General features: G+C 45.5%; 24 protein-coding genes. 4 read left to right on the forward strand and 20 right to left on the reverse strand.

Annotated features, from left to right (window positions below; genetic code table 11):
• Nucleotides 1–61 precede the first annotated feature (61 nt).
• The gene (ruvB, locus tag BLR32_RS18520; RefSeq protein ID WP_089834338.1) at nucleotides 62–1087 is read left to right on the forward strand and encodes a Holliday junction branch migration DNA helicase RuvB; all 1026 of its coding nucleotides are present in this window, start codon (nucleotides 62–64) and stop codon (nucleotides 1085–1087) included.
• Nucleotides 1088–1287: 200 nt separating this feature from the next.
• Here the strand turns inward: ruvB and BLR32_RS18525 are convergent, their stop codons facing one another.
• The 7 genes from BLR32_RS18525 to BLR32_RS18555 all read right to left on the reverse strand — a co-directional run bounded on the left by BLR32_RS18525 (nucleotide 1288) and on the right by BLR32_RS18555 (nucleotide 7608).
• Nucleotides 1288–2199, reverse strand: coding sequence for a bestrophin family protein (locus tag BLR32_RS18525; RefSeq protein ID WP_089834339.1), 912 nt, complete (start codon nucleotides 2197–2199; stop codon nucleotides 1288–1290).
• Nucleotides 2200–2219: 20 nt separating this feature from the next.
• A complete protein-coding gene (locus BLR32_RS18530; RefSeq protein ID WP_089834340.1) occupies nucleotides 2220–2699 on the reverse strand; it encodes a hypothetical protein in 480 nt (159 codons plus the stop codon).
• Between the two features lie 159 nt (nucleotides 2700–2858).
• Entirely contained in the window at nucleotides 2859–4232 is a 1374-nt protein-coding gene (locus BLR32_RS18535) for a HAMP domain-containing sensor histidine kinase (protein ID WP_089834341.1), read from the reverse strand.
• Nucleotides 4229–4942, reverse strand: coding sequence for a response regulator transcription factor (locus BLR32_RS18540; RefSeq protein WP_089834342.1), 714 nt, complete (start codon nucleotides 4940–4942; stop codon nucleotides 4229–4231). Before BLR32_RS18540 ends, BLR32_RS18535 begins: the two co-directional genes overlap by 4 nt.
• Before the next feature lie 98 nt (nucleotides 4943–5040).
• A complete protein-coding gene (locus BLR32_RS18545; protein ID WP_089834343.1) occupies nucleotides 5041–5742 on the reverse strand; it encodes a response regulator transcription factor in 702 nt (233 codons plus the stop codon).
• A 120-nt stretch (nucleotides 5743–5862) separates the two neighbouring features.
• Nucleotides 5863–6651 (reverse strand): DUF3108 domain-containing protein, encoded by a 789-nt coding sequence (locus BLR32_RS18550; protein ID WP_089834344.1) that lies wholly within the window; start codon nucleotides 6649–6651, stop codon nucleotides 5863–5865.
• A 9-nt stretch (nucleotides 6652–6660) separates the two neighbouring features.
• Nucleotides 6661–7608 (reverse strand): lysylphosphatidylglycerol synthase domain-containing protein, encoded by a 948-nt coding sequence (locus BLR32_RS18555; RefSeq protein ID WP_176842337.1) that lies wholly within the window; start codon nucleotides 7606–7608, stop codon nucleotides 6661–6663.
• A gap of 76 nt (nucleotides 7609–7684) precedes the next feature.
• Here BLR32_RS18555 and ruvC point away from each other — a divergent pair, with 76 nt between their 5' ends.
• Nucleotides 7685–8245 (forward strand): crossover junction endodeoxyribonuclease RuvC, encoded by a 561-nt coding sequence (ruvC, locus tag BLR32_RS18560; RefSeq protein ID WP_245705460.1) that lies wholly within the window; start codon nucleotides 7685–7687, stop codon nucleotides 8243–8245.
• A gap of 157 nt (nucleotides 8246–8402) precedes the next feature.
• Complete coding sequence (locus BLR32_RS18565) at nucleotides 8403–9107, forward strand: response regulator transcription factor (RefSeq protein WP_089834347.1); 705 nt, start codon at nucleotides 8403–8405, stop codon at nucleotides 9105–9107.
• Here the strand turns inward: BLR32_RS18565 and BLR32_RS18570 are convergent.
• The 4 genes from BLR32_RS18570 to rsmA all read right to left on the reverse strand — a co-directional run bounded on the left by BLR32_RS18570 (nucleotide 9085) and on the right by rsmA (nucleotide 11895).
• A complete protein-coding gene (locus BLR32_RS18570) occupies nucleotides 9085–9480 on the reverse strand; it encodes an HIT family protein (protein ID WP_089834348.1) in 396 nt (131 codons plus the stop codon). The two genes, BLR32_RS18565 and BLR32_RS18570, sit on opposite strands and share 23 nt — an antisense overlap.
• A gap of 90 nt (nucleotides 9481–9570) precedes the next feature.
• Nucleotides 9571–10044, reverse strand: a complete 474-nt coding sequence (gene greA / locus BLR32_RS18575; RefSeq protein WP_089834349.1) for a transcription elongation factor GreA — start codon at nucleotides 10042–10044, stop codon at nucleotides 9571–9573.
• 175 nt (nucleotides 10045–10219) lie between these two features.
• On the reverse strand, nucleotides 10220–11149 hold the full coding sequence (locus BLR32_RS18580) for an NAD(P)-dependent oxidoreductase (protein WP_089834350.1): 930 nt from the start codon (nucleotides 11147–11149) through the stop codon (nucleotides 10220–10222).
• Complete coding sequence (gene rsmA / locus BLR32_RS18585) at nucleotides 11146–11895, reverse strand: 16S rRNA (adenine(1518)-N(6)/adenine(1519)-N(6))-dimethyltransferase RsmA (protein WP_089834351.1); 750 nt, start codon at nucleotides 11893–11895, stop codon at nucleotides 11146–11148. The genes BLR32_RS18580 and rsmA overlap by 4 nt, the downstream gene beginning before the upstream one ends.
• A gap of 113 nt (nucleotides 11896–12008) precedes the next feature.
• Between rsmA and pdxA the strand changes: the two genes are divergently transcribed.
• Nucleotides 12009–13082, forward strand: a complete 1074-nt coding sequence (gene pdxA, locus BLR32_RS18590; protein WP_089834352.1) for a 4-hydroxythreonine-4-phosphate dehydrogenase PdxA — start codon at nucleotides 12009–12011, stop codon at nucleotides 13080–13082.
• A 61-nt stretch (nucleotides 13083–13143) separates the two neighbouring features.
• Here the strand turns inward: pdxA and BLR32_RS18595 are convergent, their stop codons facing one another.
• The 9 genes from BLR32_RS18595 to BLR32_RS18635 form a co-directional block, all read right to left on the reverse strand.
• A complete protein-coding gene (locus tag BLR32_RS18595; protein ID WP_089834353.1) occupies nucleotides 13144–13995 on the reverse strand; it encodes a class I SAM-dependent methyltransferase in 852 nt (283 codons plus the stop codon).
• A gap of 180 nt (nucleotides 13996–14175) precedes the next feature.
• Nucleotides 14176–14823 carry a hypothetical protein gene (locus tag BLR32_RS18600; protein ID WP_089834354.1) on the reverse strand — a complete coding sequence of 216 codons (648 nt, stop codon included), beginning with the start codon at nucleotides 14821–14823 and terminating at the stop codon, nucleotides 14176–14178.
• Between the two features lie 56 nt (nucleotides 14824–14879).
• Nucleotides 14880–17030, reverse strand: a complete 2151-nt coding sequence (locus BLR32_RS18605; RefSeq protein ID WP_089834355.1) for a TonB-dependent receptor — start codon at nucleotides 17028–17030, stop codon at nucleotides 14880–14882.
• Nucleotides 17031–17220: 190 nt separating this feature from the next.
• On the reverse strand, nucleotides 17221–18798 hold the full coding sequence (gene atpA, locus BLR32_RS18610; RefSeq protein WP_089834356.1) for a F0F1 ATP synthase subunit alpha: 1578 nt from the start codon (nucleotides 18796–18798) through the stop codon (nucleotides 17221–17223).
• 87 nt (nucleotides 18799–18885) lie between these two features.
• Entirely contained in the window at nucleotides 18886–19446 is a 561-nt protein-coding gene (gene atpH / locus BLR32_RS18615) for an ATP synthase F1 subunit delta (RefSeq protein ID WP_089834357.1), read from the reverse strand.
• 99 nt (nucleotides 19447–19545) lie between these two features.
• Nucleotides 19546–20040 carry a F0F1 ATP synthase subunit B gene (gene atpF / locus BLR32_RS18620; protein ID WP_089834358.1) on the reverse strand — a complete coding sequence of 165 codons (495 nt, stop codon included), beginning with the start codon at nucleotides 20038–20040 and terminating at the stop codon, nucleotides 19546–19548.
• A gap of 118 nt (nucleotides 20041–20158) precedes the next feature.
• A complete protein-coding gene (gene atpE, locus BLR32_RS18625) occupies nucleotides 20159–20440 on the reverse strand; it encodes an ATP synthase F0 subunit C (protein ID WP_012788904.1) in 282 nt (93 codons plus the stop codon).
• 45 nt (nucleotides 20441–20485) lie between these two features.
• Nucleotides 20486–21625: a F0F1 ATP synthase subunit A gene (atpB, locus tag BLR32_RS18630; RefSeq protein ID WP_089834359.1), complete on the reverse strand. Its 1140-nt coding sequence runs from the start codon at nucleotides 21623–21625 to the stop codon at nucleotides 20486–20488.
• Nucleotides 21626–21752: 127 nt separating this feature from the next.
• Entirely contained in the window at nucleotides 21753–25520 is a 3768-nt protein-coding gene (locus tag BLR32_RS18635) for a transglutaminase family protein (RefSeq protein ID WP_089834360.1), read from the reverse strand.
• Nucleotides 25521–25547: the final 27 nt, after the last annotated feature.

Below are 25547 nucleotides of genomic sequence, written 5' to 3' on the forward strand. Positions count from 1 at the left end.
ACCACACAATGTATTACCGGCTGCCGCCAACAGCTATATTTTTGGTAACTTTCACCCCGATATGTCTAATCCGCTAAGACCAGAAGAAAACCGCCAGAGCGCGGCAGAAAAGGAGTTTGAGAATAGCATCCGTCCCCGGGAGATCGTTGATTTCTCCGGGCAGGATCAGATCATTGACAACCTGAAAATATTTATCAAGGCAGCCAAATTGAGAGGGGAAGCATTGGACCATATTCTGTTCCATGGTCCTCCCGGATTGGGAAAAACTACCCTTTCCCGTATAGTGGCCAATGAAATGGGGGTGAATATCAGGGAAACTTCCGGACCGGTAATAGAAAAACCCGGTGATCTGGCAGGCCTGCTCACCAACCTGGAAGATAAGGACGTGCTCTTCATCGATGAGATCCACCGGCTCAGTACTGTGGTGGAAGAGTACCTGTACTCAGCCATGGAAGACTACCGCATCGATATTATGATCGATACCGGTCCCAGTGCACGCTCCATACAGATCACACTGCATCCTTTTACACTGATAGGCGCCACTACCCGCTCAGGATTATTGACTGCGCCACTGCTCTCCCGTTTCGGTATCAAGTCGAGACTTGAATATTATAGCGCCGCTACCCTGCAAAAGATCATCTGGCGGGCAGCCGGATTATTACAGACTAAGATCACCTCAGATGCAGCCATGGAAATAGCACGGCGTTCCAGAGGTACTCCGCGTATAGCCAACGGTTTGCTCAGACGCGTGCGGGATTTCGCACAGGTTATAGGTAACGGTATTATCGACCTGGACATAGCACAACATAGCCTGAGAGCACTGAACGTGGATGAATACGGACTGGACGAAATGGACAACCGTATTCTCCAGGTGATTATTGAGAACTTCAAAGGCGGCCCTGTAGGTATTACTACCATCGCTACCGCAGTTGGAGAAGAAGCGGGCACTCTGGAAGAGGTGTATGAGCCATTCCTGATACAGGAGGGTTTTATCAAACGAACACCCCGTGGCAGGGAAGTCACAGAGAAAGCCTATGTGCATCTGGGCAAAGCCCCCAGGGGAGGCGGCAGCGGCATGTTATTCTGATCATACGCGATATAAAAAATAAAAGGGAGCGAAAGCTCCCTTACTTGTTTCCTCCATATAACACTCTATATCCATATTGGAATGACGCCCCGGCACTGTAGTAATCCTTCCGTTAATCCTTAATTGTGCTGTTGTTTGTATGCACCGGAACGTTATCCCTTCTCCAACAGAGTAAGATAAGTGTAGGCTTAAAACGGTTATTACATTACATAGAATTTATGTTCTGCAGCTATGGTTTCAGGCAAATGATGATCATTCAGCATCTGCTTCAGATCACGCTCAATATTCCTCGATATTGCCGTCATCGGCGTATCTGTAGGTTTATTGTCAAACGGATCCTGCAGGTGGATCGCCATCTTTTCTATCAGCAGGAAAGAAGCGGCGATGGCTACAACCATTGGTACTTCAACCAGCCCGAAATACTCTATCAGCGCAAATGGCAGTAACAGGATGAAAAAGTTCAGGGCAAAATGGATGTAAAGACTGTAAGTAGCCGGGAAGACCGTATTCTTGATACGCTCACATTTACCCATTCCGTCACACAAACGGCTCAGGGTCTGATCTAACTGTATCTGCTGGTACTCATTGATCCATCCCTGTTTCAGCGCATAGTTCAGATCACGTGCATGCAATTCAAGCAACGCCATTGGAACATTTGTGTACTTACATACATGTGATATCTCTCTCTTCGGAATATGCCTGTCAAGTCCTTCCCTGGCATCCAATCCACGCAGGGACTGACTGAGCGCATAACACCAGGCTATCTGCCTGCGTACCATACGTTCTCTGAAATGCCCTATTTCTTCTCCGTCGTAGGAACTATCTATGAATGAAAGTACCTGCCTTGAAAACGTACGCGAATCATTTACAATAGCCCCCCATACCGTTCTTGCCTCCCACCAGCGGTCATATGCCTGGTTGGAACGGAAGGCCAGCAACAGGGAAATGACTGTACCCATAATCATAGGCACAGACAGGGGAATAGCCATATGCTTCAGATTAAACCTGTCGTGCAGCAATACTATCACCAGCGTATATACCGCTACGAGCAGGATCTCATATTTTATTTTCCCGAAAACATATTTGAACGGGATATTCTTTTTCAACAACATCTTGTAACGGTTTAAAAGTTCTATACTTCAAACAACTCTGACATAGCAGACACCAGGTATTTCTCTTTCCTTGGTGCCAACTGTATATGATGTACAGGGTATTTGCTTTTTCTGATCAGTTCTACCGGGTTGTAGCTGTTCGGGCCTGCTTTGCGGAATTCATCCTTTGCAGCGCATGCTATCACATCTATGTTGTGATATAGCAGGAAGTTCCTGAACAGACCTTTACCATTACCGACCAGGAATTCAGTTTTCAGCGAATGAATAACAGAGGCGTATTTATTCTTAATGATCTCGCAGGCATCTTTATAATCAGCCGTAATGAGATCGTAGTGAGATGACCTTCTGGACAGCATCATCAGGTCCATTATAGAGCCGGGCATTTCCACCGCATGCATCAGGACAATATTGAGTGGTTCACCACCAAAGCGCTCAACCACACCGTGCACTACGCGAAGAGACCGGATAGAAAAATCTGTAGGAATCAATACATGCTTCATGGGTAATTCTTTTGATACAAAACTACCAGCACGAGGTTAGGAACAGGTAAGGGCCGGATAAAAGGAACTTAAAAAAAAGGTAAAAATGTTGTAAGAAACTGCTGTCAGGGTAAGAATGAGGTCAAAAACAGGTAAGAAAACGGTAAGAATAAAACATTATCATGAACGCATATATGTCGGTAACATAATCCTGATCTCGGTTCCCTGGTTCTCTTTACTGTTAACAACAATATTACCTCCATGCAGGCGTATGATATTACGTGCCAGTGGCAGACCGATACCATAGCCCTTATAGCCGCCGGTATTGGAAGCACGGTAAAAAGGATCGTAAATAAAAGGCATATCCCGGGCAGGAATACCTATTCCATTGTCTTTGATAATAATGATATTATTCTTGTCAGTAGCCGCCAGTGCTACGGATGCAGGGCGATTGTCGGAGTATTTACAGGCATTCTGTACAATATTACTTAATGCCAGTTGCAGGAGCTGTGCATTCCCTAATATGATAAGTTTATCCTCTTCTTCAGGCAGCATGGTATAGTCAATCTCCACCTGATTGCCTGGATTAATACGATCTATTGTTTCTTTTACTGTAAAGATCAGTTCATCTGTACGTATCTTCTCCAGCTGTTGCTTCTTTCCATCAAATCCTGTCTGGGCAAGGCTCAGTAAGCTCTTGGTAATATGCTCCAGCCTTTCTGCTTCTTTCAGAATTACTGACAGTGACTGCCTGTACTGTTCGTCATCACGTTGTTTATTCAGGGCCAGTTCTGCCTCTCCGATGATAGCAGTCAGCGGGGTACCCAGTTCATGAGAGGCATTACTTACGAAGTTGTTCTGTGTTTCAAATGCGGTTTCCAGGCGGTCCAGCATGTTATTGAAGGTTTGGGCCAGTTCCGTCATTTCATCTTTACTCGTAGGCGTGTCCAGCCGCAGATGCAGATTATGCGCTCTGATATCTTTTACACGGGAAGTGATATGACGTACCGGCCGCAGGATATACCTGGAAAAGAAAAGCCCTGTAGTTACAACTACTACTGCAGCAATAGCCATACAGATCACAAGGGTCCTTCTCAGTTCAGTCATAAATTGCTGGCCAAATACATTACTCGCTGAAACAATCACGATGTATTTGCCGGCTTCATTCTCAAATAATACACCCTGATAGAAAGTGTCCTTATAACGGTAAGTGGCCTTCCCTTCTGCCTTTACATTATCATAGAACTGCTGGCGTAAGGGCTCAAGATCGGGCTCCAGGGCCGGAATACCGGTCGTATCCACTCTTATGAAATATTCTTTTTCATGCGGCAGACGTTCCAGGTGTTCATTCCGGATCTCGGCATAAGCCGCACTGTTGTCTTTATCCTGCGTGAATCTGGCTCTGGCCGCGATATAGGCCCTGATCTCAAGCCGTTTATAGAAGTCGTCGAAAGACTGACGATTGATAAGAAAATAGGCAAAAGCCGCCATCATCAGGATAATGGAGACAGTGAGTGCAGTGAATAAACCTAATATCTTGTTACGTATAGTCATTCTTCTTCTTTCAGCATATATCCCATTCCCACTACCGTCTGGATCAAGGCAGGCTGCTCTTTACGGTTTACTTTCTTCCGCAGGTAGTTGACATAAACATCCACTACTTTGGTGTTCATATTAAAATCCACACCCCATACATTCTCCAGTATTTCCATCCTGGAAAGCACACGTCGGGGGTTTCTCATCATATATTCCAGCAGTCTGTATTCAGTAGCGGTCAGCACAATGTTTTCGCCGTAACGGCTGGCGCTTTTAGTGTTCAGGTCCAGTTCCAGATCGGATACCTTCAGCACATTGGTATTGTGATTATTGTTAGTTGTGGTATTAACAGCATTGGCTGTATTATCAGGACTACGGCGCAGCAAAGAGCGTATACGGGCCAGCAACTCGGCCTGCTTGAAAGGCTTGACAAGATAGTCGTCGGCGCCGCTATCCAGGCCTGCCACTACATTTTCAGTAGAGCCCAGGGCAGTAAGCATCAGGATGGGAGTTGTGTCGTTTTGCTGACGCAACGCTTTACAAACGGCTATCCCGTTCATACCAGGCAACATCACATCCAGGATGATCAGCTGAAAACTGTGTTCTGTGGCCATCTGCAGACCGGATTGCCCATCCATTGCCACACTTACGTCGTACCCCGCTTCTGTAAGATAACGGTGTATGAACGATACTACTGACGGTTCATCTTCAATAAGTAAAAGTTTCATACATCTCTATGATTTGCCACAAACAGAAAGCTCCGGGCGGAGGCCGAAATGGTCTGGTCTCTTCGCCGGGAGCTCTCCCAATATCTTTCTTAATATGATCAGTCCTTTACTACCAGGCGGAAACCATTACCGTGGATATTGACAATCTCGATATCCGGATCTTCTTTCAGGTATTTACGGAGTTTGGCGATGTAAACGTCCATACTGCGTCCGTTGAAATAGGTATCACTACCCCAGATCTTCTTCAGCGCCAGTTCTCTCGGCAGCAGGTCATTCTTATGTTCACACAGCATACGCAGCAATTCATTCTCTTTAGGAGACAATGTGTGGGAATCCCCTTCCCTTGTCAGGGTACGCAGGCGGGCGTTGAATGCATAACGTCCGATCCTGAATTCATGCTGTTCTTCCTCCTTACTGTTGAGCTCCTGGTTACGTTTCAGAATAGCCTTTATTTTCAGCAGCAGCAGTTCGCTGTCGAAAGGTTTGGCAATGTAGTCATCTGCTCCGAGTTTATAACCATGGATCACATCTTCCTTCATTGTTTTGGCTGAGAGAAAGAACAGCGGGATGTCCGGATCCACGTCACGGATCTCTTCTGCCAGCTTAAAACCATCCATATTGGGCATCATGATGTCCAGCAGGCAGATGTCAAATTTCTCGCGTCTGAATGCTGCCAATGCCAGTATACCATCGCGGCACAGCTCCACATCATAGTCATTCAGTTCAAGATAATTCTTCAATACCATCCCAAGGTTGGTATCGTCTTCCGCCAGCAATATTTTTGGTTTACGTTCTTCCATATTCAATAAAGTATTAATGTGCAAACAAATATAGGTATTATTACAGTGTGCCAGTGCCAGGCCCTTGCATACAGAAAGTTAAAATTAGGTAAAAAGGGATGAAGGGTGTCGGTCCCGGGGCTATTTACTGATCAGGGAAGTAAAGTTATAACGCAGGTTCTTGTATGCCACCATATCCACCTTTACACTACCTACGGAGATAGGGCTGTCGATGCGCAGGGGTACCTTATTAGCATCATCACTCACCCATACCGTCATTTTTTCGCCTCCCTCAAACATAGACCCCTGCAGGAGTAATGGCGCAAACTTGATAGCGCGGAACTTACCAAACTTGGTCTCCACAGTCTCTTTGCCTATATAACGGATATAGATATTGTAAATCTTGTTATCCAGGTACATGTCAAAGTGGATCTTGTCGCCGGGTTTATATTTATCAAAATTGATATTCCTTGCATAGTAGATAGCGCTGATCACATCCTGCACACAGGCGGGGGTTTTAATGGTAGCCTCATTACTTACAGCGGTATTATGGATCTGATCGAAGGTAACGTTGGCGTATATCTTGTAGCCGCCTTCATTGACGTTCCTGATAAAGCGTTGGGGCAGCAGCGTAGCGGTATCAATATAGCTTTCGTACTTATCTCTTACTTTAAAGAACCAGTCATAGGTACGGAATGTTTTACCCTCGCCCGTTACGTGATAGACGTCTCTTCCATTGAGCTTTTCCAGGTTGCAGGTAAACACCGCTTCGCCTGCGCCGATAAAGAGCTTACCGAGGGCATAATAAACCTTGAGTGTTATACTCTCTCCGGCTATGAAGCTGGTATTGCGAAGTCCGCAGAATTCGGTCTGTGCAATTGCGGGGCGGATAGTGGCCAGGCTAATGATAATCAGTAGAAGACACCTCATTGATGAAAGCTATTTTTCCTTAAAAATCTTTATTCCCAGCAACAACACACTTCCCAGGATGGCTGGCAAAACCAGGTTGATAAACCAGATGCATACAGTGGCTGCGATAATTCCGGGACCATTGGTACTCAGTAATCCCATAAAGTACAGGCTGACCTTTCCTCTGAGTCCAAGTTCCGCAATAGCGATAGTAGGTACCAGGGCCATTACAAGATAAACAACAGCATTCATCAAAAAACCTTGCCACCAAAGCATCTCCACGCCCAATGTGTCAAGCAAAATCAAATACTGTGCCGAGAAGACAATGTATCTGATGGCGGAAAGCAGCAGTAGATGCTCAAGGTCGCCGGCTGAGTAACGAACAATGATCTGGACAAATATCCGGGCTTTTCTCAACAATGGGATCTTTTCAAATATCGCCAGGATGATCTGCAACCGAAAATATAACAATATGACCAAGGCACAAATAACTATTAGCAATCCTAGCAGGATTTTCTCCCAGAAATGGGGAGCAAAATAGCCGTTTCCCTTTACCAGCGGGAATTTGTTGATATAGTAGCAAAGGCCTGTTAACCCAAAAATAATAGTGACAATAAGCTGGCTAAAACTACCTACCATAGTGGCCGCAATAGCTTTCAGCTTACTTCTGTTACTTCTGAGATATAAGACCCTTCCGCCGTACTCACCGATACGGTTAGGGGTATTAATGGAAAAGGATACCCCCGACAATACGGCGCTGTAGGCACGGGGAAAGGATATATGTTGTAACGGCTTGACCAGCAACTGCCATTTGCGGGCTTCCAGTCCCCAGTTCACAAACATGCCGGCTAACACCAGCAGTAATCCCCCGCGCCCCCTGTTCTTCAGGGTCTCTGCCATTTGCCACAAAGATGCCTTCAGATTGGGATGATGCAGCAATTGTGTATAGATGGAATAGGCTAACCAGGTAAAAAGCACTGCTCCCAGCAGGTAATTGAGAATTATTTTGGTATTTTTGTTCAGACATCAAGATTTTGGCAAAAATAAACTGTGGTTGGCAAACAAGTCAAAAATAATTCTGGGCATTGACCCCGGTACACTTGTGATGGGTTATGGACTGATACTGGTGGAAGGATCTAAGGCCAGCCTGCTGGAAATGGATGTGCTGAAACTGTCCCGTCATAAAGACCACTACGAAAGGCTACAACTGATACATGCCCGTGTAAATGAACTGATACGAGTGCACAAACCGGTATCCTGCGCAATTGAAGCTCCCTTCTTTGGTAAGAATGTGCAAAGTATGTTAAAGCTGGGCCGTGCTCAGGGCGTAGCTATTGCCACCGCAATGCAGGCAGGAGTGCCTGTTACCGAGTATTCTCCCAAAAAAGTTAAACAGTCCGTTACCGGCAATGGTAATGCGGATAAAGAGCAGATTTGGCAGATGTTACAAAGAATCCTACATTTCAAAGAGCGACCTGAATTTCTGGATGCTACCGATGCTCTCGCCGTGGCGGTGTGTCACTTCTTCCAGGAGTCCAGTGTCTTACCGGATACACGCAAAGCCAAAGGATGGGAACAGTTCCTTCAACAGAACCCCGAAAGGATAGTAGAATAATCATTGTTATGACAGATAATTCCAGGTTTAAGGCAGACGTTTTTCCAGAAATTGATAAATTGTATTTACTTTGAATTAAAATCTTCATAAACGCTCCCAGTCGATAATTGGGGCTTTACACCATGAATTATGGTATTTATAATCAGCATCACAAGCTATGAAAGCAAGAATCCTATTGGTGGAAGATGATCAAAATGTTGGTGCGGTAACGAAGAAACGATTGGAAGAAGCGGGCTACGATGTGGTACATAGCACAGACGGACAAATGGCCTGGGAACAGTTCCAGTCGCGGACCTTTGACATATGTTTACTGGATGTTGTTATGCCCAAAAAAGATGGTTTTACACTGGCAGAACAGATCCGTAGAAAAAATGACTTCATCCCCATACTCTTTCTAACCTCGAAAGCGCTGGATGAGGATAAGATCAAAGGTTTCAAAACCGGCGCAGACGACTATATTACCAAGCCTTTTAGTATGCAGGAACTCCTGCTGCGCATTGAAGTATTCCTGAAAAGGAGTAAAACTGCCAACAGCGTAGCGGAAAAGCGTACCCAATACAATATAGGCAAACTGACCTTTGACTATAATGATCTTATACTCCGTGAGAAGAACGGAGAAGTGTCCAGCACTCTCACCCAAAAAGAGGCCGACCTTCTGAAATATCTCTGCGACAATGCCAATAAGACCCTGAAAAGGGAAGAAATATTATTTCACGTATGGGGCAAAGATGACTACTTCCTGGGCCGCAGCATGGACGTATTCATTACCAAGCTCAGAAAACATTTCCGGTCAGACCCCTCTATCAAACTGGAAACCCTCCATGGAGTAGGGTTCCGCTTCAACGTTCCAGGTCAGCTGTAATCTTCTGCTGTATTGCCTTGAATTCTTCTTCCGACAACTTCAGCTTGGGACGTGAAAAGTTCATGTCATCCGCCGTATTGATAGGTATCAGATGCATGTGCGCATGTGGTACCTCTAAGCCGACAACGCTTACACCTACACGATTGCAGGGAAAATGACGCTCTAAGGACTCCGCAATAGGTTTTGCAAACAGTAACCACTCCCCCAACAGATCATCCGTCACATCAAAAAACTTGTCTATCTCTACTTTAGGTACGATCAGCGTATGGCCTTTCACTAAAGGGAAGATGTCCAGGAAGGCATAGAAACTATCATTCTCGGCTATTTTATAACTGGGGATCTCGCCTTTGATGATCTTTGTAAAAACAGTCATGGTCCTCATTTTTAATGGACATAAAGGTATAAAAAAAAGCCCGCCCCTGTTGAACAAAGGCGGGCATTTCATTACGATGATCTTATTCCTTTATACTGTAATATTTTCAATCTTAAACTTCAGACTACCATTCGGTGCCTGTACGTCTGCAATCTCTCCTACAGCTTTGCCCAACAGGCCTTTTCCGATAGGAGAAGTTACAGAAATCTTGTTCTGTTTCAGATCAGCTTCCTTCTCGGAAACCAGCTGATAAGTAACTGTCTTCTTATTAGCCATATTTGTAATGGTTACCTTACACAATATGGATACTTTAGAGGTATCAATGGAATCAGCTTCCACCACTCTTGCAGTTGCAATCGCACTTTCCAGTGACGCAAGTCTTGCCTCATGCATTCCCTGCGCTTCCTTGGCAGCATCATACTCAGCATTTTCTTTGAGGTCACCTTTCTCCCTCGCTTCTGCAATAGCTCTGGCAATCTCCGCCCGACCTTTGGTCTTGAGGTAGTTGAGCTCTTCCCGCATCTGGTCCAGGGTCTCTTTGGTAACGTAGTTTATACCAGACATAACGTTATGTTTTAGAAATAAGAAAAAAAATCAACGCCCCCGTTTGCACAGAAGCGTTGTAAAATTGGTATACAGCAAATATAATATTTTTTACATCACCTTGTTGAAATACACGCAATAAATATTGTCATATTTACGGTATTTATAATGGAAGAGGTTGAAATGCGAAACAATCTTAAATAACATGCAATTTCTCCAGTACAATCCTTGCCATTTTCACGCTGGCCTCATGAGAATACCCTCCGATATGCGGCGTCATAATCACATTAGGCATATGTAACAACTTCTCAAACCGCTCTTTTTCTGCTGCACTGTAAGTCGATAGTTTTTCATTCTCCAGCACATCCAGGCAGGCGCCTCTTATGGTTCCTGCTTCCAGCGCGCCAACGATGTCATCTGTGTTTACAATCTTGCCCCTGGCTGCATTGATGAACCAGATAGGATGTTTGAAAGAATTAAAGAAGGCAGTGTTAGCCAGGTGATGTGTTTCTGCGGTCAAAGGCAGATGAACGCTAACCACCTCTGCTTTTTCGAACAGCTGGTCCATAGTTGCCTCCTGTACGTACTGGTCACTGAAGCCGGTCTTGTACTTATCATATGCCAGGATCTCTACGTCAAAGCCCCTTAATTTGCGTGCAAACGCTCCACCGGTGTTACCATACCCTATGATACCTACCGTCCTGCCATTCAGCTCAAAACCACGGTTACCGTCGCGTTCCCAGATTCCCTGACGAAGCTCCAGGTTACTTTTCTGGATATTATTCAGCAGGCTCAGTAACATACCTACTGCCTGCTCTCCCACTGTATCGCGATTGCCTTCCGGACTACTCACACAATGAATGCCCTTACTTTCTGCATAAGGTACGTCAATCAGCTCCATACCGCTACCTAATCTGCCAATCCACTGCAGCTGACCGGCACGGTCTATCATTCCCTTGTCCACTTTGATCCTGGTAGTAACAATCATACCCATGAATTCATGGATCGCAGCCACCACTTCATCGTAAGTAATGGAAGGCTTGTAGCTTACTTCATATCCTTTTTCTTCCAGTTTGTTGATCAAATACTCGTGCACCTTTGCGGTGATCAATACTTTCCTGCTCATATCATCTTATGGGATAATGCTGCAAAATCTGCTATACTCAGCTCTTCTGCTCTTTTATTAAAAATACTATCCTGCAAAAATTCCTTATCAAATAATGGCTTCAACGGATTGCGCAACTGCTTGCGGCGCTGGCCAAAAGCCGTTTTCACCAGTACCAGGAATTTGCGGTCGCTGGCAATATTATAAGGCTGTTCCAGCCGGTGTAACCGGATTACTGCCGATTTTACCTTGGGAGGTGGATTGAAACAGTTTTCATGTACCTCAAACAGGTATTCCACCTTGTAGTAGGCCTGTATCAGCACACTCAATATCCCGTACTCCTTTCCCTTGGTAGCGGCAATACGCAGTGCCACCTCTTTCTGGAACATGCCCACTACCACTGGTACCTGCTGCTTCCATTCAAGAATGCGGAACATGATCTGCGAGGAGATATTATAAGGGAAATTGCCGATCACCGTAAACTCGCCCCCGTAAGGCGCTGGTGTATCCAGGATACTTTCATGTATGATCTTTCCCTGGATGGCAGGGTATGTCTTTTCCAGATATTGTACTTTTTCGGCATCCAGCTCCACTGCCTTGAAGTGTACATCTGGTATTTCCAGCAGATATTTGGTAATGGCGCCCGCTCCGGGGCCCACTTCCAGTATCTGTTGACCGGGAATTACAGGTAAGGAGTCCACAATCTTCCTGCAGATGTTCTCATCTTTCAGGAAATGCTGCCCCAGCGATTTTTTGAGTGTATACATGGTTAGCCTGCAAAATTAAGGAAAACTTGGCGCAATGCTGCAAGATACCGGGGTACTGCCTGTACAGCTTCCCGGCTATTATTCTTATATTTGCCCATTATTCTCAAATTAACATGAGTAGCAACACCCATACAAATAAACCGGTAATCGGCATTACTGTCGGCGATATCAACAGTATCGGCGCAGAGATCATCATCAAAACCTTTGCAGACAACAGAATGCTGGAGTTTTGCACCCCGGTGATATTTGCTTCCAATAAAACCATCAACTTCTACCGGAAGCTGATGAATGAAAACAACTTCAATTACCAGAGCCTGAAAGACTTCACCCGTCTGAACCATAAGCAGGTGAACGTATTCAACTGCTGGGAAGAAGAGGTACAGATAACGCCGGGTATTCTGAACGAAGTGGGCGGTAAATATGCAGCCCGCTCCCTGGCAGCTGCCATTGAGTGCCTGAAAGAAGGCAATATACAGGGCCTGATCACCGCTCCTATCCATAAAAAGAATATCCAGAGCGAACAATTCAATTATACCGGCCATACTCCCTACCTCCGGGATGCATTTGAAGCGAAGGATGTACTCATGTTCATGACCGCTGAAAATATGCGGGTAGGCCTGCTCACCGAACACGTTCCGGTAGCAGAGGTTTCCAGATATGTAACAAAGGAAAATATACTGGCCAAACTGCAGATGATGAAGGAAAGCCTGATCAGGGATTTCGGGATTGATAAACCCCGTATCGCTGTATTAGGTCTGAATCCTCATGCAGGAGACGATGGCCTGATAGGACAGGAAGAGATCAAAGAGATCATTCCCGCTATCCAACAGGCAAAAACTAACGGCATTCTGGCCTTCGGTCCTTACAGTGCTGATGCCTTTTTTGCCCGTCAGATGCACAGCCAGTTTGATGGCGTATTGGCGATGTACCACGATCAGGGCCTGATTCCATTCAAATCACTGGCCACCGGCAGCGGTATCAACTATACAGCCGGTCTGCCTATCGTACGTACTTCTCCCGATCACGGTACTGCATTTGATATTGCCGGTAAGAATATGGCAGATGCCGACTCTTTCCGTCAGGCTATCTTTACCTGCCTGGACATCCTGGAGAAGAGAGAAACATATGAAGAAAATACCCGTAATCCACTAAAGAAAATAGAGCTGGCTTCAGAAAAGTTAGCTTAAGCCATAAAGAGAAAGGGAGTGCCGGCGTTGAACAGCACTCCCTTTTCTCTTACAATCAGATTCAGATATGAAAGGAGATAATTTCCAGTAAGCCTTTCCGCTCCCCACGATAGACCTTATTCTGCCCATTGAGCACATATTCCGCTGCCTGCATATCATACACATCCAATTGGTCAGCTTCCAGCAATGATAACAGATTCTGTATCTTTTTGCGGCTGAACTGCTGCAGGCGACTACCTATATAACTTTCCATGGTATCCAGCATCTCTTCTGCCTTTGTGGATGACCCCACCGGCAGTCCTTCTGCATGCACCATATAATCCATGATCACAGCATTCGTTTTCGTTCTTGAACAGAAATTCCGCATGATGCTCAGAAACTGTTCCTCAGAAATGTAATGTATAATACCTTCAAATATGATCAGTGCTGGCTGCTGCGGATCATACCCTGCATCAATCAATGTATTCATCAACTGGTGAGTATTGTTGATATCGGCCTGCAGCGTATGCAATCTTTCATCATGGAAAGAAATAGCGGCATATATCTCCTGTTTTTCCCGCATGTTGGCGCTATCTACTTCATAGATGCTGGCCAGCTGCTGCTCAGGGAAATATTCTGTGAGCTGCAGGGCAAGAGGATCCAATCCGGCTGCCAGTATACACACCTGCTGCCGGGGATGTTGAATCATTAACTGTTTGATCAGATACCTGATCATTCTTTTTCTGAGTAATAATGCTTCGCGGAATAAGGGGGTAATACGGCTCAATTCATCGGCCAGATTTTTTACCTGACTAAAATCAATATGGGCAAGATATTCTCTTCCCAGTCCTTCTTCATACAAACTTTTGACATAGGTCAGTACCAGTGCAGAAGTGGATGCCACGCTCAGCTTGTTCACACCACCAGTTTTCATTGGAATTTACTTTTCAAGGTTAACAGATGACAGGGTTAATTTGTTAACGCGTCTGATTAAAGATAACCCGAACAACTGATACTGTATTGCAGGATGGCTGACCTGACAGTAAAAAGCCAGGAATTAACGGGATAATAATTCCCATTAATTCCTGGCTCATGATGCCTGATTTCCGGTCTGTTATTTTATCTGTGCCAACAACCCTTTTGTATATGCTTCTCCCCAATGAGGCGCAATGCTGCTGGCTGGTTTAAATGTGCTGAATTTTGCCAGGGCAGTCTCAAATTTTTTCTTTGCTTCGGTCTTGCTGCCACCAAATTGCTCTGGTGTGTAGAACAGAGATTGCCCCTGCAGCATATACACTCTCGGATTCTCCTGGTTGATCTGGTTAGCCTGTACTAATAATTCGGCCGATTCCATACCATACTTCATACCTCTGGTTTGTGGATCTACACGAATGCGTGAAGTAGCTACCAGCGATTTGATACAATTTATCTCATCGTTTTTAGGACTGATAGCTTCCGCCTGCTCGATGTTTACTGCGGCCTTATCTGCCAGATCATCTACTTTGTCATTGTCACGCTGCATGAATGCACTCATTACATAACAATAACTTGCATAGTAAAAAGGTAACCACTGTGTTTTCTCTGCAGCAGCAATACGTTCAAAGGTGTTGCCGATTTCGAGTAATCTGTCGGGGTTAAAGTTCGTGGAGTCATCCAGCATTGCAACATTCTTTGCCATAACGCTCTCGTACTGAGCACTCTGCGCCATGGATACGGATGCCAGGCCAACGAACAGACAAATGGAAAACAAAATACGCTTCATTGTAAAAGTGTTTAAGTGTTAATTGTGGTTTTTATAATAACGGTTTTAGAATGGGCTTATAGATTATTGATCACGTCCTGCCTTCTGTCGATTCCGAAGTTCATGAACATACCGAGGTAAATGAACCGGGGAATGTTAGGCACAACCTCCTGTCTACGCAATTTATCTGATGAATAACGGTAACCATATACCTGTTTGAAGTTCGGAGCATTGGATACCGACAACACAAATATGGTGAACGCCTTACGGATGGATGTCAGGTAGCTGGCGCTTAATCCGATGGAATTGTAAGTCATGGTCTTCTCTGACATGAACTTACTTTCCGGCAGATTAGGATTGTAATAAGGCCTTCCTGATGAGAAACTGTATGTAATACCCAGGTTAGTGGAAATAGCAGGAATATTATACTTGTACACCACACTAAAGGTATGTTTCGCGGCGAAATCAGGCTGTACCTCGAAAGGATAGTTCAGGTAATTACGCTTTGTATCCAGGTAGGAATAAGAGATCCAGTAATCTGTGTTCTTAATTGTTTTACGATCACGCCAGAATAACTCGATACCCTTTGCATAACCTGTTCCTGAAGTGGTTGTATCCGGACTGGTTTTAACCAGGTCATGATATTTCTTGTAAAAGGCTTCCACTCTTAGTGTATAGTGTTTGGCAACCCACTGGTAAGTGGCAATGTAATGTGTTGCCTTCATATACCCCAGATCAGGTTTGAAACGGAGGTACTGTTGTTCCGGTTTCTCATAAAAATCACCGTAGGCAAGAGATACCTGGCTTAAGCCTGTCAGTTTATAAGCAAGCGACACACGGGGCGCCACATTTGCCTTAGCCAGTACAGAAGAGTATTCTACCCTGCCTCCAAAACGACCTACCAGTCTCGGAGTAACATAGATATCACTTTCCACGAATCCTGCAGTATAGTTGTCTACATAGTTTGCCGGCCAGTTGTTAAAGGCTGACTTCTCCACACTATACTGGTATTCTCCTCCGAAACGCAGCAGGGAATATTGTCCCAGCCCCTTGGTCAGCATCGCTTTCACCTGCGCCAGTTCCGATTGGTTCTTTATTTTTGCTGGTGTGCTTTTATTCAGGGTATCCAGGTCTATCTTATCAACATTCGTGCTGTAAGATAGTCCGGCGTTGAACTTCCAGTCATTACCCAGGCTTTCCTTATATGTCAGGTTGGTATAGATATTATGGTTCTTCAGTTCAAACTGCTCCTCATAGCCGGGAAGTTCCAGACTTGGACGAATAGTACCCATATGGGTCTTGTTGGCATATCCGTAGAATTTCAGCATACCGGTTTTTGAAGTCTTTCTCCGAAAATTGGCGGAACCGCCCATTATCACAGGATTGGCGCTGAATTTATATTTTGGCTTCAGCACATCCAGGTAAGGCCCCAGGTTGGTATAATCCGCTTCAATACCATAAGAGCCCTTTTTATCTTTCGACAGTTCTTCCAGTCCACCGCTTATTCCGATTACGGAAGCGCCCAGGCTATAAGAAGAACGCTGTGGCAGGTCTGTCGATTCCAGGATCAGTGCAGAAGACAGTCCCTGGCCGTATTGGGCAGAATATCCACCACTGCTGAAGGTCGTACCCTTAAACAGGAAAGGCGAAAAACGACCGCGCCCAGGTTGATCAGGAAGACCAGAGTAGAATGGATTGCGCACCAGCATTCCATCTATGTAGGTCTGTGTTTCATAGCCGGTACCACCACGTACGAACAGCCCTTCTCTGTCATTCGTCTGCTGTGTACCTGGTAAAGTTTTCAGCGCGTTGACGATATCGGCCCCTGCACCTGCGGTAGTTACGATATCCAGTGGTTTCAGCACAGTAGTCTTTCCCTCATCGCTGGCTTCAAAACTACCGGCAGTAATAGTCACAACTTTCAGATCATTCACATTATTACGCATAATTATATTCACCTCCAGCGCACCGTTAATGAACACTTTCTGTTCCTGGGTGGTATATCCCAGCAAGGTAGCGGTAATGTACTGAACACCTTTCACATCGGTGGTGAAGGAAAAACTGCCGTCGGCAGCACTGGTAGCCCCGTCGTAGGTATCTTTTATAGCAACATTCACTCCTTGTAAAGGACGTTTTTTGCCATCGGTTATCTTTCCGGTGATTCGCTGCTGTCCCATCATGCAGACCGGTAAGAGTAGTGTAAACAGAATCAGGTTGAGTTGTTTCATGGGGGATTTGATGTTTAATAACAGAACAAAGCTACTCGTACATTCATCCCTTTTCAATCCATAAAAGGTAAAGACAGGGAAGATTGTCGGTAAAAACAGGGGATTTGTCGGCAGGAATTGAACGTAAAGATAGGGAATAAAAAAAGCTCACCGGCGAAACCGGTGAGCTTGATAAAAAGATGTATGCTGATTAAGCGAATCTTGGTTTCAGTTCGTTTACCAGTGTCACCATACGTTTCAGGCCATCTTCAGGCAGGTTACCCTTCTTGAATTCGCCCAATACTTCTGGCAGACGTACTTCCATTTCATGCAGGAAAGCCTCTTCGAATGCTTTTACATTCTTTACCGGCACTTCACGCAGCAAACCGTTAGTACCCAGGTAGATCATTGCGATCTGTTTTTCCACGGAGTATGGAGCGAACTGGGCCTGTTTCAGGATTTCCACGTTACGGGCGCCTTTATCCAGTACTACCTTGGTAGCAGCATCCAGGTCACCACCGAATTTGGAGAAGGCCTCCATTTCACGGTATTGCGCCTGGTCCAGTTTCAGGGTACCAGCTACTTTCTTCATGGATTTGATCTGAGCGTTACCACCTACGCGGCTTACAGAGATACCCACGTTGATCGCAGGACGGATACCGGCGTTGAACAGGTTGGATTCCAGGAAGATCTGACCATCGGTAATGGAGATCACGTTGGTTGGGATGTATGCAGATACGTCACCAGCCTGTGTTTCGATGATAGGCAGCGCTGTCAGGGAACCACCACCTTTTACCAGGTGTCTGATGGACTCAGGCAGGTCGTTCATCTGCTTAGCGATTTCGTCCTTACTGATCACTTTCGCAGCACGTTCCAGCAAACGGGAGTGCAGGTAGAATACGTCACCAGGATAAGCCTCACGACCAGGAGGACGACGCAGCAGCAGGGATACTTCACGGTAAGCAACGGCCTGTTTGGACAGATCATCATAGATAATCAGAGCAGGACGACCGGTGTCACGGAAGAATTCACCGATAGCAGCACCAGCGAATGGAGCGTAGAACTGCAGTGGTGCAGGATCAGAAGCAGAAGCTGCAACGATAGTAGTGTAAGCCATTGCACCAGCTTCCTGCAGGGTTTTCATCACACCTGCAATGGTAGATGCTTTCTGACCTACTGCTACGTAGATACAATAAACTGGTTTACCAGCGTCGTAGAATTCTTTCTGGTTGATGATGGTGTCAATACAGATAGCGGTTTTACCGGTCTGACGGTCACCGATCACCAGCTCACGCTGACCACGACCGATAGGGATCATAGCATCGATCGCTTTGATACCTGTCTGCAGTGGTTCTTTTACTGGTTCACGGAACAGAACGCCCGGAGCTTTACGTTCCAGTGGCATTTCATACAGTTCACCAGTGATAGGGCCTTTACCATCAATGGCAGCACCCAGGGTATTTACAACACGGCCAACCATGCCTTCACCAACTTTGATGGAAGCGATCTGGCCAGTACGACGTACTTTAAAACCTTCTTTGATCTCACCGGATTCACCCATCAATACCACACCCACGTTGTCTTCTTCCAGGTTCAGAGCGATGGCCTTAACACCATTTTCAAATTCCACCAGTTCTCCATAACCAACGTTGTTCAATCCATATATACGAGCGATACCGTCTCCCACCTGCAATACAGTACCTACCTCTTCCAGGTCGGCAGCAGCATTGAAGTTGCTTAGTTGCTGGCGTAATATCGCCGAAATTTCATCAGGTTTTATCTCCACCATAATGTATGCTTTTTATAAAAGGTCGTTAAAGTGATTAAATATAACGACAACAGCTTTGCGTGTACGCAGCGGCTGCTGTGAATTGTCTTATTTGATTGCAGGCACGTAAATGTTCTCTGCAAACTGTTTTCTGATATCATTCAGATCGCGCAGTACGGAAGCATCAAACAGTTTGTTATCAGTTTCCAGTACAAAACCACCGATCAGGTCAGCATTAACAGCTGCTTCCAGCTTTACCTGCTTGTCTGTGCCGGCCTGTACTTTATTTTTGATCAGATCCAGCACAGCTGCATCCAGCGGAACAGCGGTTGTGATCTTCACTTTGCTGATGTTTTTCAATGCATCATACTGCTTACTGAACTCCTGTGCAATTTCCGGCAGGTTGCCTTCCCTTCCCTTTGCTACCAGCAGCTTAACGAAAGCAGCGGTGATGGCGTTTGTCCGGCCTTCAAAAATGGCAGCTAAGATCTGCTGCTTTTTGTCAGGCTTAACGATAGGGCTTCTCAGCAGCGCAACAACGTCCGGATTGGTTTTAGACAGCTGCTGCATGAACAGCATGTCAGTATTTACCGCTTCCAGCTGACCTTTTTCAGAGGCCAGATCTACCAGAGATTTTGCATACCGGGATGCTAAACGGGGATTCTGCATATTAGTTATATATCTTTTAGCCTTTCAAGGGGAAAGCTACAGAGGAAAGACAATCCTGTTATCTATCTCCTGTAGCTTCCGGCTTGCCAGCCTATCTCTTTAGTTTAATTTGATTTCTCCAGCCAGTTCTTTGATGTAGCTTTCCTGAGCTGTCTTGTCAGACAGTTCTTTACGCAACACCTTCTCAGCTACCTCTATCACCAGTTTACCTACCTGGTTCTTAACATCCGTCAGAGCAGCCATTTTCTGGTTGTCGATAGCGGTATAAGCTTCGGCGATAATCTTTTTAGCTTCCAGCTGCGCCTGTGCTTTTGCTTCGCTGAGGATCTGATCTTTAGCATCTTTTGCTTCCTTCAGAATCTTGCTTCTCTCAGCTTTAGCTTCTGCCAGTACGTGCTCATGTTCAGCTTTCATCTGCGCCATTTCTTCCTTCACTCTTTCTGCAGATGCGATGGCATCAGCGATAGAGGTTTCCCTTTCTTTCAGTGTGGACAAAATCGGCTTCCACGCAAATTTCTTCAGGATAAGGAATACAATAATGAATATGAGTAACGAAATGAAAAACAAGCCTAACGCGGGCTGCAACAGATCCATGATTATGAATATTTAATTTGTTCGCAAGTTGAATTGATAAGCAATCCGGATACACATCCTTTGTAAAACATTACTGCATCCTTTGCCCTGTGCGCCGGATGCAGTAAAAAGTTTAGCCTTACAGCACTACTGCCAACAGACCAGCGATAACGCCGAACAGGGCAACACCCTCTACCAGCGCCGCAGCCAGGATCATGTTTGCACGGATGTCGTTTGCAGCTTCTGGCTGACGAGCGATGGATTCCAGCGCGCTTTTACCGATGTTACCTACACCGATACCAGCTGCGATAGCAGCGATACCAGCACCAATAGCACCACCAGCCTTAGCCAGACCTGCTGAAGCAGCAGCAGCTGCAGCAGCTTCAGGAGCAGCCTGCAATAAAACAGTTAAAATTGCCATAATGAATGTGTATTTATAATTGATTACTAATTTGTCCTATAATAATTAATGATGACCGTGACCGTCGTCATGATGATCATGATGCGGCTGTTCCATACCCTGTCCGATGAATACCGCAGTCAGATTTGCAAAGATAAACGCCTGGATAAAGGCTACCAGCAGCTCCAGCATCATCATCACGATGTTGAACACTACAGTGATCGGTAAGAAACCGTAACCTGCAGCCTTGTTCAGGGAACCAAAGATAAATACCAGCGAAATAATGCTCAGGATAATGATGTGACCAGCCAGGATATTGGCGAAAAGTCGTATCATCAGGGAAACAGGCTTGGTGAAGATACCGATGATCTCAACAGGCACCAGGATAGGCTTAACCCATCCCGGAACCGGTGGGTTCAGCGTATGCGCCCAGAAATGCTTGTTAGCACTGAACGTGGTTACGATGAAACTGATCAGGGCCAGGGCAAAAGTCACCGCAATGTTGCCGGTAACGTTAGCAGAACCTGGTAACAATCCTAACAGGTTGTTGATCAATATAAAGAAGAAAATAGTCAGAATGAATGGAGCGAAACGCTCAGCATTGCCACCCGGGATATTTGGTTTTACCACCTCATCGCGGATGAAGATGATCACCGGCTCCAGGAGACTCTGCATACCTTTCGGCGCTTTCTTGGAACCTCTGGTCGTATAGGCTTTCGCTACACTGGTCATCAGCCAGATCAGCAGGATAGCCGCCAGGATCATAGAAGTAATATTCTTGGTGATAGAGAAGTCGTAGATCTCAGCACCGGTAGGGGTATCATTGGCGTCTACCGCAATGATCTTTCCATCAGGGTATTTAGCCTCTTCCAGCCCTTTTTCCTCACGGTAATGCTTGTTTACCAGGCGGTAACCGTCATGAGCCTCATGGCCATGATGAAAAGCAGAAGATGAAAAGGCGGAAATTCCTTTATCCTTGTTATAAATAATTACAGGCAGGGGAATAGTAACATGTGTTTCTCCCAGACTGAACAGATGCCAGTCATGTGCGTCCTTGACGTGACCAAGAAGCACTTCCTTGGCATCAAAACCCTTCTTCTCCTCTTCGTGAGATTCAGAAGTATTCGCAAACGTACTAAAACCGCTTATGCTAAGTGCAACAATAAGGGCTACCAGTCTATATTTGGACAGATTGTAGGAAATCACCGCTTTCTGAAATTTTGCGCAAAGATAGCAGTTTTATTATCAAAAAGGTAAGCGACTACAAAAAATATGTACAACTAAAGAGGGACCGTAAAATACGGTCCCTCTCCTTCATAACATATTGAATTATTTACTTAAATGAAACATATTTCTGCTCAGCTGCTACAATCAGATTAAAGAAATCCTTCATTTTCGGGAAGACATCCGGTTGTATGTTGTCACGGATATTTGTCTGAAATACCCGCTTGATTAACAGCTTGTTAGGCGCGGTCTTCACATATGTCAGCTCATATTTCATATCGCCGAAGCTGGCCTGCACATTCCCAGGTACCTGGTCGAACGCCTTTCCAGCTGGTAACTCAATCTCTACTTCCGTGTTATAATGGTCCACATTCTCATATCTCCAGTACTCAAACGGATACTGACGGGGCTCATTATTGAAAATATCGGCAGTCGCTACTATATCAAGTAATGGTGGTTTTACCATATTCAGGTCGCCCACACTGATCACATCATTCTTTACGGTATAGGTCGCATCCATGATAACGGTATCTTTCAGGTTGTCCAGGTTGCTGAAAGAGAACTTCTCCAGGGTAACCGGATTCCGGAATTGTCCGGAAACTGACTCCTGCAGATCCTGTTTCAGCTCATCCTGCGCCTTGTCGCTATAACTGCTGCGTAAACCGGAAGCCACTTCCCCATTCGCCGTCAGGATAGTATTGATATGCAGATCGGTATTGTCCACTACTATCTTACTCTTCCTGTTTTTCGTCACATCAAAATGCCCCTGAGGTTCAAATAAGCGGATCGCCTCCCCAGCCTTGTACTCATAAGGGATATTTAATACCTGTGCACCCACCAGACTTTGCGGCATTGCATTGAAAGGCAAATGGTTATCAGTGAGTTCCAGGCTACGGTAATCATTACCGTCTTTATACCGCACTATGCAGTGATTGAACTCCATAGACGGTAAGCGCATGCCCTGCTGACCATTTCCACGGGTACTTACCAGCACCAGGTTGGCATCCATCCCTGCTTTACGGGCAAAGGATACAAACAGGGCAGATAGATCCTTACAATCTCCCAAACGGGTATTCAGCGTTTTAGAGGCACGTTGTGGTACATAAGCGCCCTGCCTGAAGGAAACCGAGCTATAGCTGATGTGCTGCTCTATATAATTATAAATGCGCTGTGCTTTTTCATTATCGCTTAACCCAGCTACCCCATTCGGGAACACCTCTTTGTAGGCAGCATTGACGTCAAAGTCTTCCTTAGACTGGATACGGGTAATATCACTATACCACTCCGCAATGAAATCCCACGACTTCACAGTAGATACGTGTAACACCTGTCCGATGTCATTGACACTGGGGCTATATCCTTCATCTTTAAAAGCGGGTACATTACGCATCTCCCAGGTATATAAACGGAAATTCTCATGTTTGCTTTCAACCGGTTTTATACCCTGGCTGTTTGTCAGTTCGTAGTACATCGGCAGCTGATCAGCTACCAGGATGCTATACCTCGCCATCAGTGTCGGACTGAAGGTAGAAAAGTAAAACTTGTCCCAGTATTCACGTCCCAGGCGGCCGATACCATAGTTGCTCACCTTGTAATGCAGGTACACCACATCTCCCGGTTCCAGGCGTGTATACACCACTTCATTGTCGTATGTCTCTGCAGGTACCTTTGCTCCACTCGCTTTTACTACTTCTGCCTTAACAATCGTCATATCCTGGTATACGCTGTTATACGGAATGCTCACTTCCTTCCAGCGCTCAAGACCGTCTTTGTTGTTGATATAAACAGCAATATTATTTACCTGCTCACTCGCTCCCTCAGCATACAACACTACTTTCTTCTCATTGAAGATGTAATAATAGCTCTTGGAAGTATCCTTCTTTGCTTTCAGGTTTTTATTGATCTCAGCGTAATAATCCTGCTGAGGAAAATAGCTGAATACATCCGGCTTGCTTTCCAGCTCACGGATCTTCTCGCGATAGGTATATCCGCCTGCATACAGCTCTAATGCGCGCTTATAGTATTCCAGCGCTTTTTTCTTATCACCCATCTGCAAATAGCAGCTGGCAATATCTCCCAGTGGCTGATGCTGATAAGGGCTTATCTGATGTTCTATCTCCAGGTAATGTATAGCTGAATCATATTCCTGGCGGGCAAAGAAGTGCGACACCAGCGGCGTGTAAGTATTGATATCATAAGGCGCTGAGGCGATGATCCGTTTCAGCGTAGCCACACCCTTTACAGGCTCATTCTGCTGAAAATAAGCTTCTGCCAGCGCTTTCATCATGTCGTACTCGTAGTACTTAGCCAGGTATTTTTCCAATACTTTCAGGCCTTCTACAGGGTCTTTCAGCATCTGTTCGTGATACTGGGACATAGCACCAGCAAACTGGGGATTCTCCGGATACTTCGCATAGGCTTCTTTCAGCAGATATACCATGCTGTCCACCCGTTGCAGGTAAGCATTCAGATATAATCGCTTTGCAACAGACCATACCCTCGGACCATTCTTCGCATCCATCTGGTTGATCATATCCAGCGCCTCTGAATACTTCTTCTCTTTCTCCAGCTGATCTTCATTATTCTGCATCACCTGGTAGTTTTCCGGATCCATTTGTTTGATCTTCTCTGTCAGTTCAGCCAGCGCAGTTCTGTCATATTTGTAAGACATGCAGTCCATGTACTGATAAAGCACCAGGGCATTGTCCGGGTATTTTTTATACAGTCCGTACATAGTTGCTTTCGCCTTATCACGTTCCTTGTTGCGTGTATATACTTTAGATAAGAGAATGGGATACATAGGATCCTGCGGATATTTCGCGATCTGCTCCTTGAAATATGCCTCCGCAAAATGAGGCAACAGTTTAGGCGCATCCGTACTCTTATCCGGCTGATACGATTGTACATCGCTCGTGATACTGATACCTTGCAGTGTTTCATACTTTTCATCCGCCAGGCGCACGATGAAGTTAGGTATCTCATCATTGGTAAATCCTATCTGGAGCAGGATCCGGTTATATCCTTTATTGAGATGACAGCGTACATTGTACTGATCCAATTCTGTTGCACGTTCCTCTTCTTCGGCGATCAGCAGCTTATCATTGACCCATACTTTCAGGGAACCTCTGCCACCCAGGCAAAGGATTGCATCCTTGTCGGTATCTGCATTTACAAAGGTTTGCGCATAACCAACAGCCGTATTAGCAGGGAATAATGAACCCACAAATACCCAGCCCTGCTGCGTTATCAATAAGGGCTTAAACCAGTCGATAGTAGTGTTATTGTAAGAAGTGAATCCTTTGCCTTTGGCAGGATCTTTCACGGGACCGTACTCCTTGTTGAAGCCACTGCCGCTGATATTATCGAAAGCACCGACGAACTGCCAGCTTTCCAGGGCCCCTATCTTTGGAAAGGCCAGTGCAGCACTATCCATCATTTGTCCGCTGAAATAATGAAAGCCTTTAAAATAGTTCGCAGCGGCTTTCAGCGAACCATGAAAACGGGGATCAGCCAGTATCCGTTCCAGGTTAGCCCGCTGTTTACCGGTTTTGACGCCGTAATCACCAAGGATAGCGTCATTGAACCAAAGCGCGTAGACATAAGGATTAATGTCAGTAAAAACATCCAGTGGATTGGGATACCTGTCAAGGAAACCGGCGCTATTCATTTCATACGCCTCCAACAGGATCAATGCCGCCATGGCATTACTTTTTCGGGCAGGATCGCTTTTCAGCGCTTTCCTGAAATACTCAATTGCATGAGGTTTGTCGTTCTTATTCAATGCGTCCCAGCCTTTGTCATAGTCCCCGGCAAAGGTAACAAACGAAAAAAGTGACAGCAATGCACAGACAATAATAGATTTTTTAGAGCAGCTCATAAAAATAGGAAAGGGATTATAATTGTT

Source organism: Chitinophaga filiformis, from assembly GCF_900102545.1.
In the GTDB taxonomy this organism is placed as follows: Bacteria; Bacteroidota; Bacteroidia; order Chitinophagales; family Chitinophagaceae; genus Chitinophaga; species Chitinophaga filiformis.

Coding starts and splice junctions, on each gene's coding strand:
- ruvB (WP_089834338.1), top strand. CDS start 62: ATGTCTAATCCGCTAAGACCAGAAGAAAACCGCCAGAGCGCGGCAGAA.
- BLR32_RS18525 (WP_089834339.1), bottom strand. CDS start 2,199: ATGTTGTTGAAAAAGAATATCCCGTTCAAATATGTTTTCGGGAAAATA.
- BLR32_RS18530 (WP_089834340.1), bottom strand. CDS start 2,699: ATGAAGCATGTATTGATTCCTACAGATTTTTCTATCCGGTCTCTTCGC.
- BLR32_RS18535 (WP_089834341.1), bottom strand. CDS start 4,232: ATGACTATACGTAACAAGATATTAGGTTTATTCACTGCACTCACTGTC.
- BLR32_RS18540 (WP_089834342.1), bottom strand. CDS start 4,942: ATGAAACTTTTACTTATTGAAGATGAACCGTCAGTAGTATCGTTCATA.
- BLR32_RS18545 (WP_089834343.1), bottom strand. CDS start 5,742: ATGGAAGAACGTAAACCAAAAATATTGCTGGCGGAAGACGATACCAAC.
- BLR32_RS18550 (WP_089834344.1), bottom strand. CDS start 6,651: ATGAGGTGTCTTCTACTGATTATCATTAGCCTGGCCACTATCCGCCCC.
- BLR32_RS18565 (WP_089834347.1), top strand. CDS start 8,403: ATGAAAGCAAGAATCCTATTGGTGGAAGATGATCAAAATGTTGGTGCG.
- BLR32_RS18570 (WP_089834348.1), bottom strand. CDS start 9,480: ATGACTGTTTTTACAAAGATCATCAAAGGCGAGATCCCCAGTTATAAA.
- greA (WP_089834349.1), bottom strand. CDS start 10,044: ATGTCTGGTATAAACTACGTTACCAAAGAGACCCTGGACCAGATGCGG.
- BLR32_RS18580 (WP_089834350.1), bottom strand. CDS start 11,149: ATGAGCAGGAAAGTATTGATCACCGCAAAGGTGCACGAGTATTTGATC.
- rsmA (WP_089834351.1), bottom strand. CDS start 11,895: ATGTATACACTCAAAAAATCGCTGGGGCAGCATTTCCTGAAAGATGAG.
- pdxA (WP_089834352.1), top strand. CDS start 12,009: ATGAGTAGCAACACCCATACAAATAAACCGGTAATCGGCATTACTGTC.
- BLR32_RS18595 (WP_089834353.1), bottom strand. CDS start 13,995: ATGAAAACTGGTGGTGTGAACAAGCTGAGCGTGGCATCCACTTCTGCA.
- BLR32_RS18600 (WP_089834354.1), bottom strand. CDS start 14,823: ATGAAGCGTATTTTGTTTTCCATTTGTCTGTTCGTTGGCCTGGCATCC.
- BLR32_RS18605 (WP_089834355.1), bottom strand. CDS start 17,030: ATGAAACAACTCAACCTGATTCTGTTTACACTACTCTTACCGGTCTGC.
- atpA (WP_089834356.1), bottom strand. CDS start 18,798: ATGGTGGAGATAAAACCTGATGAAATTTCGGCGATATTACGCCAGCAA.
- atpH (WP_089834357.1), bottom strand. CDS start 19,446: ATGCAGAATCCCCGTTTAGCATCCCGGTATGCAAAATCTCTGGTAGAT.
- atpF (WP_089834358.1), bottom strand. CDS start 20,040: ATGGATCTGTTGCAGCCCGCGTTAGGCTTGTTTTTCATTTCGTTACTC.
- atpE (WP_012788904.1), bottom strand. CDS start 20,440: ATGGCAATTTTAACTGTTTTATTGCAGGCTGCTCCTGAAGCTGCTGCA.
- BLR32_RS18635 (WP_089834360.1), bottom strand. CDS start 25,520: ATGAGCTGCTCTAAAAAATCTATTATTGTCTGTGCATTGCTGTCACTT.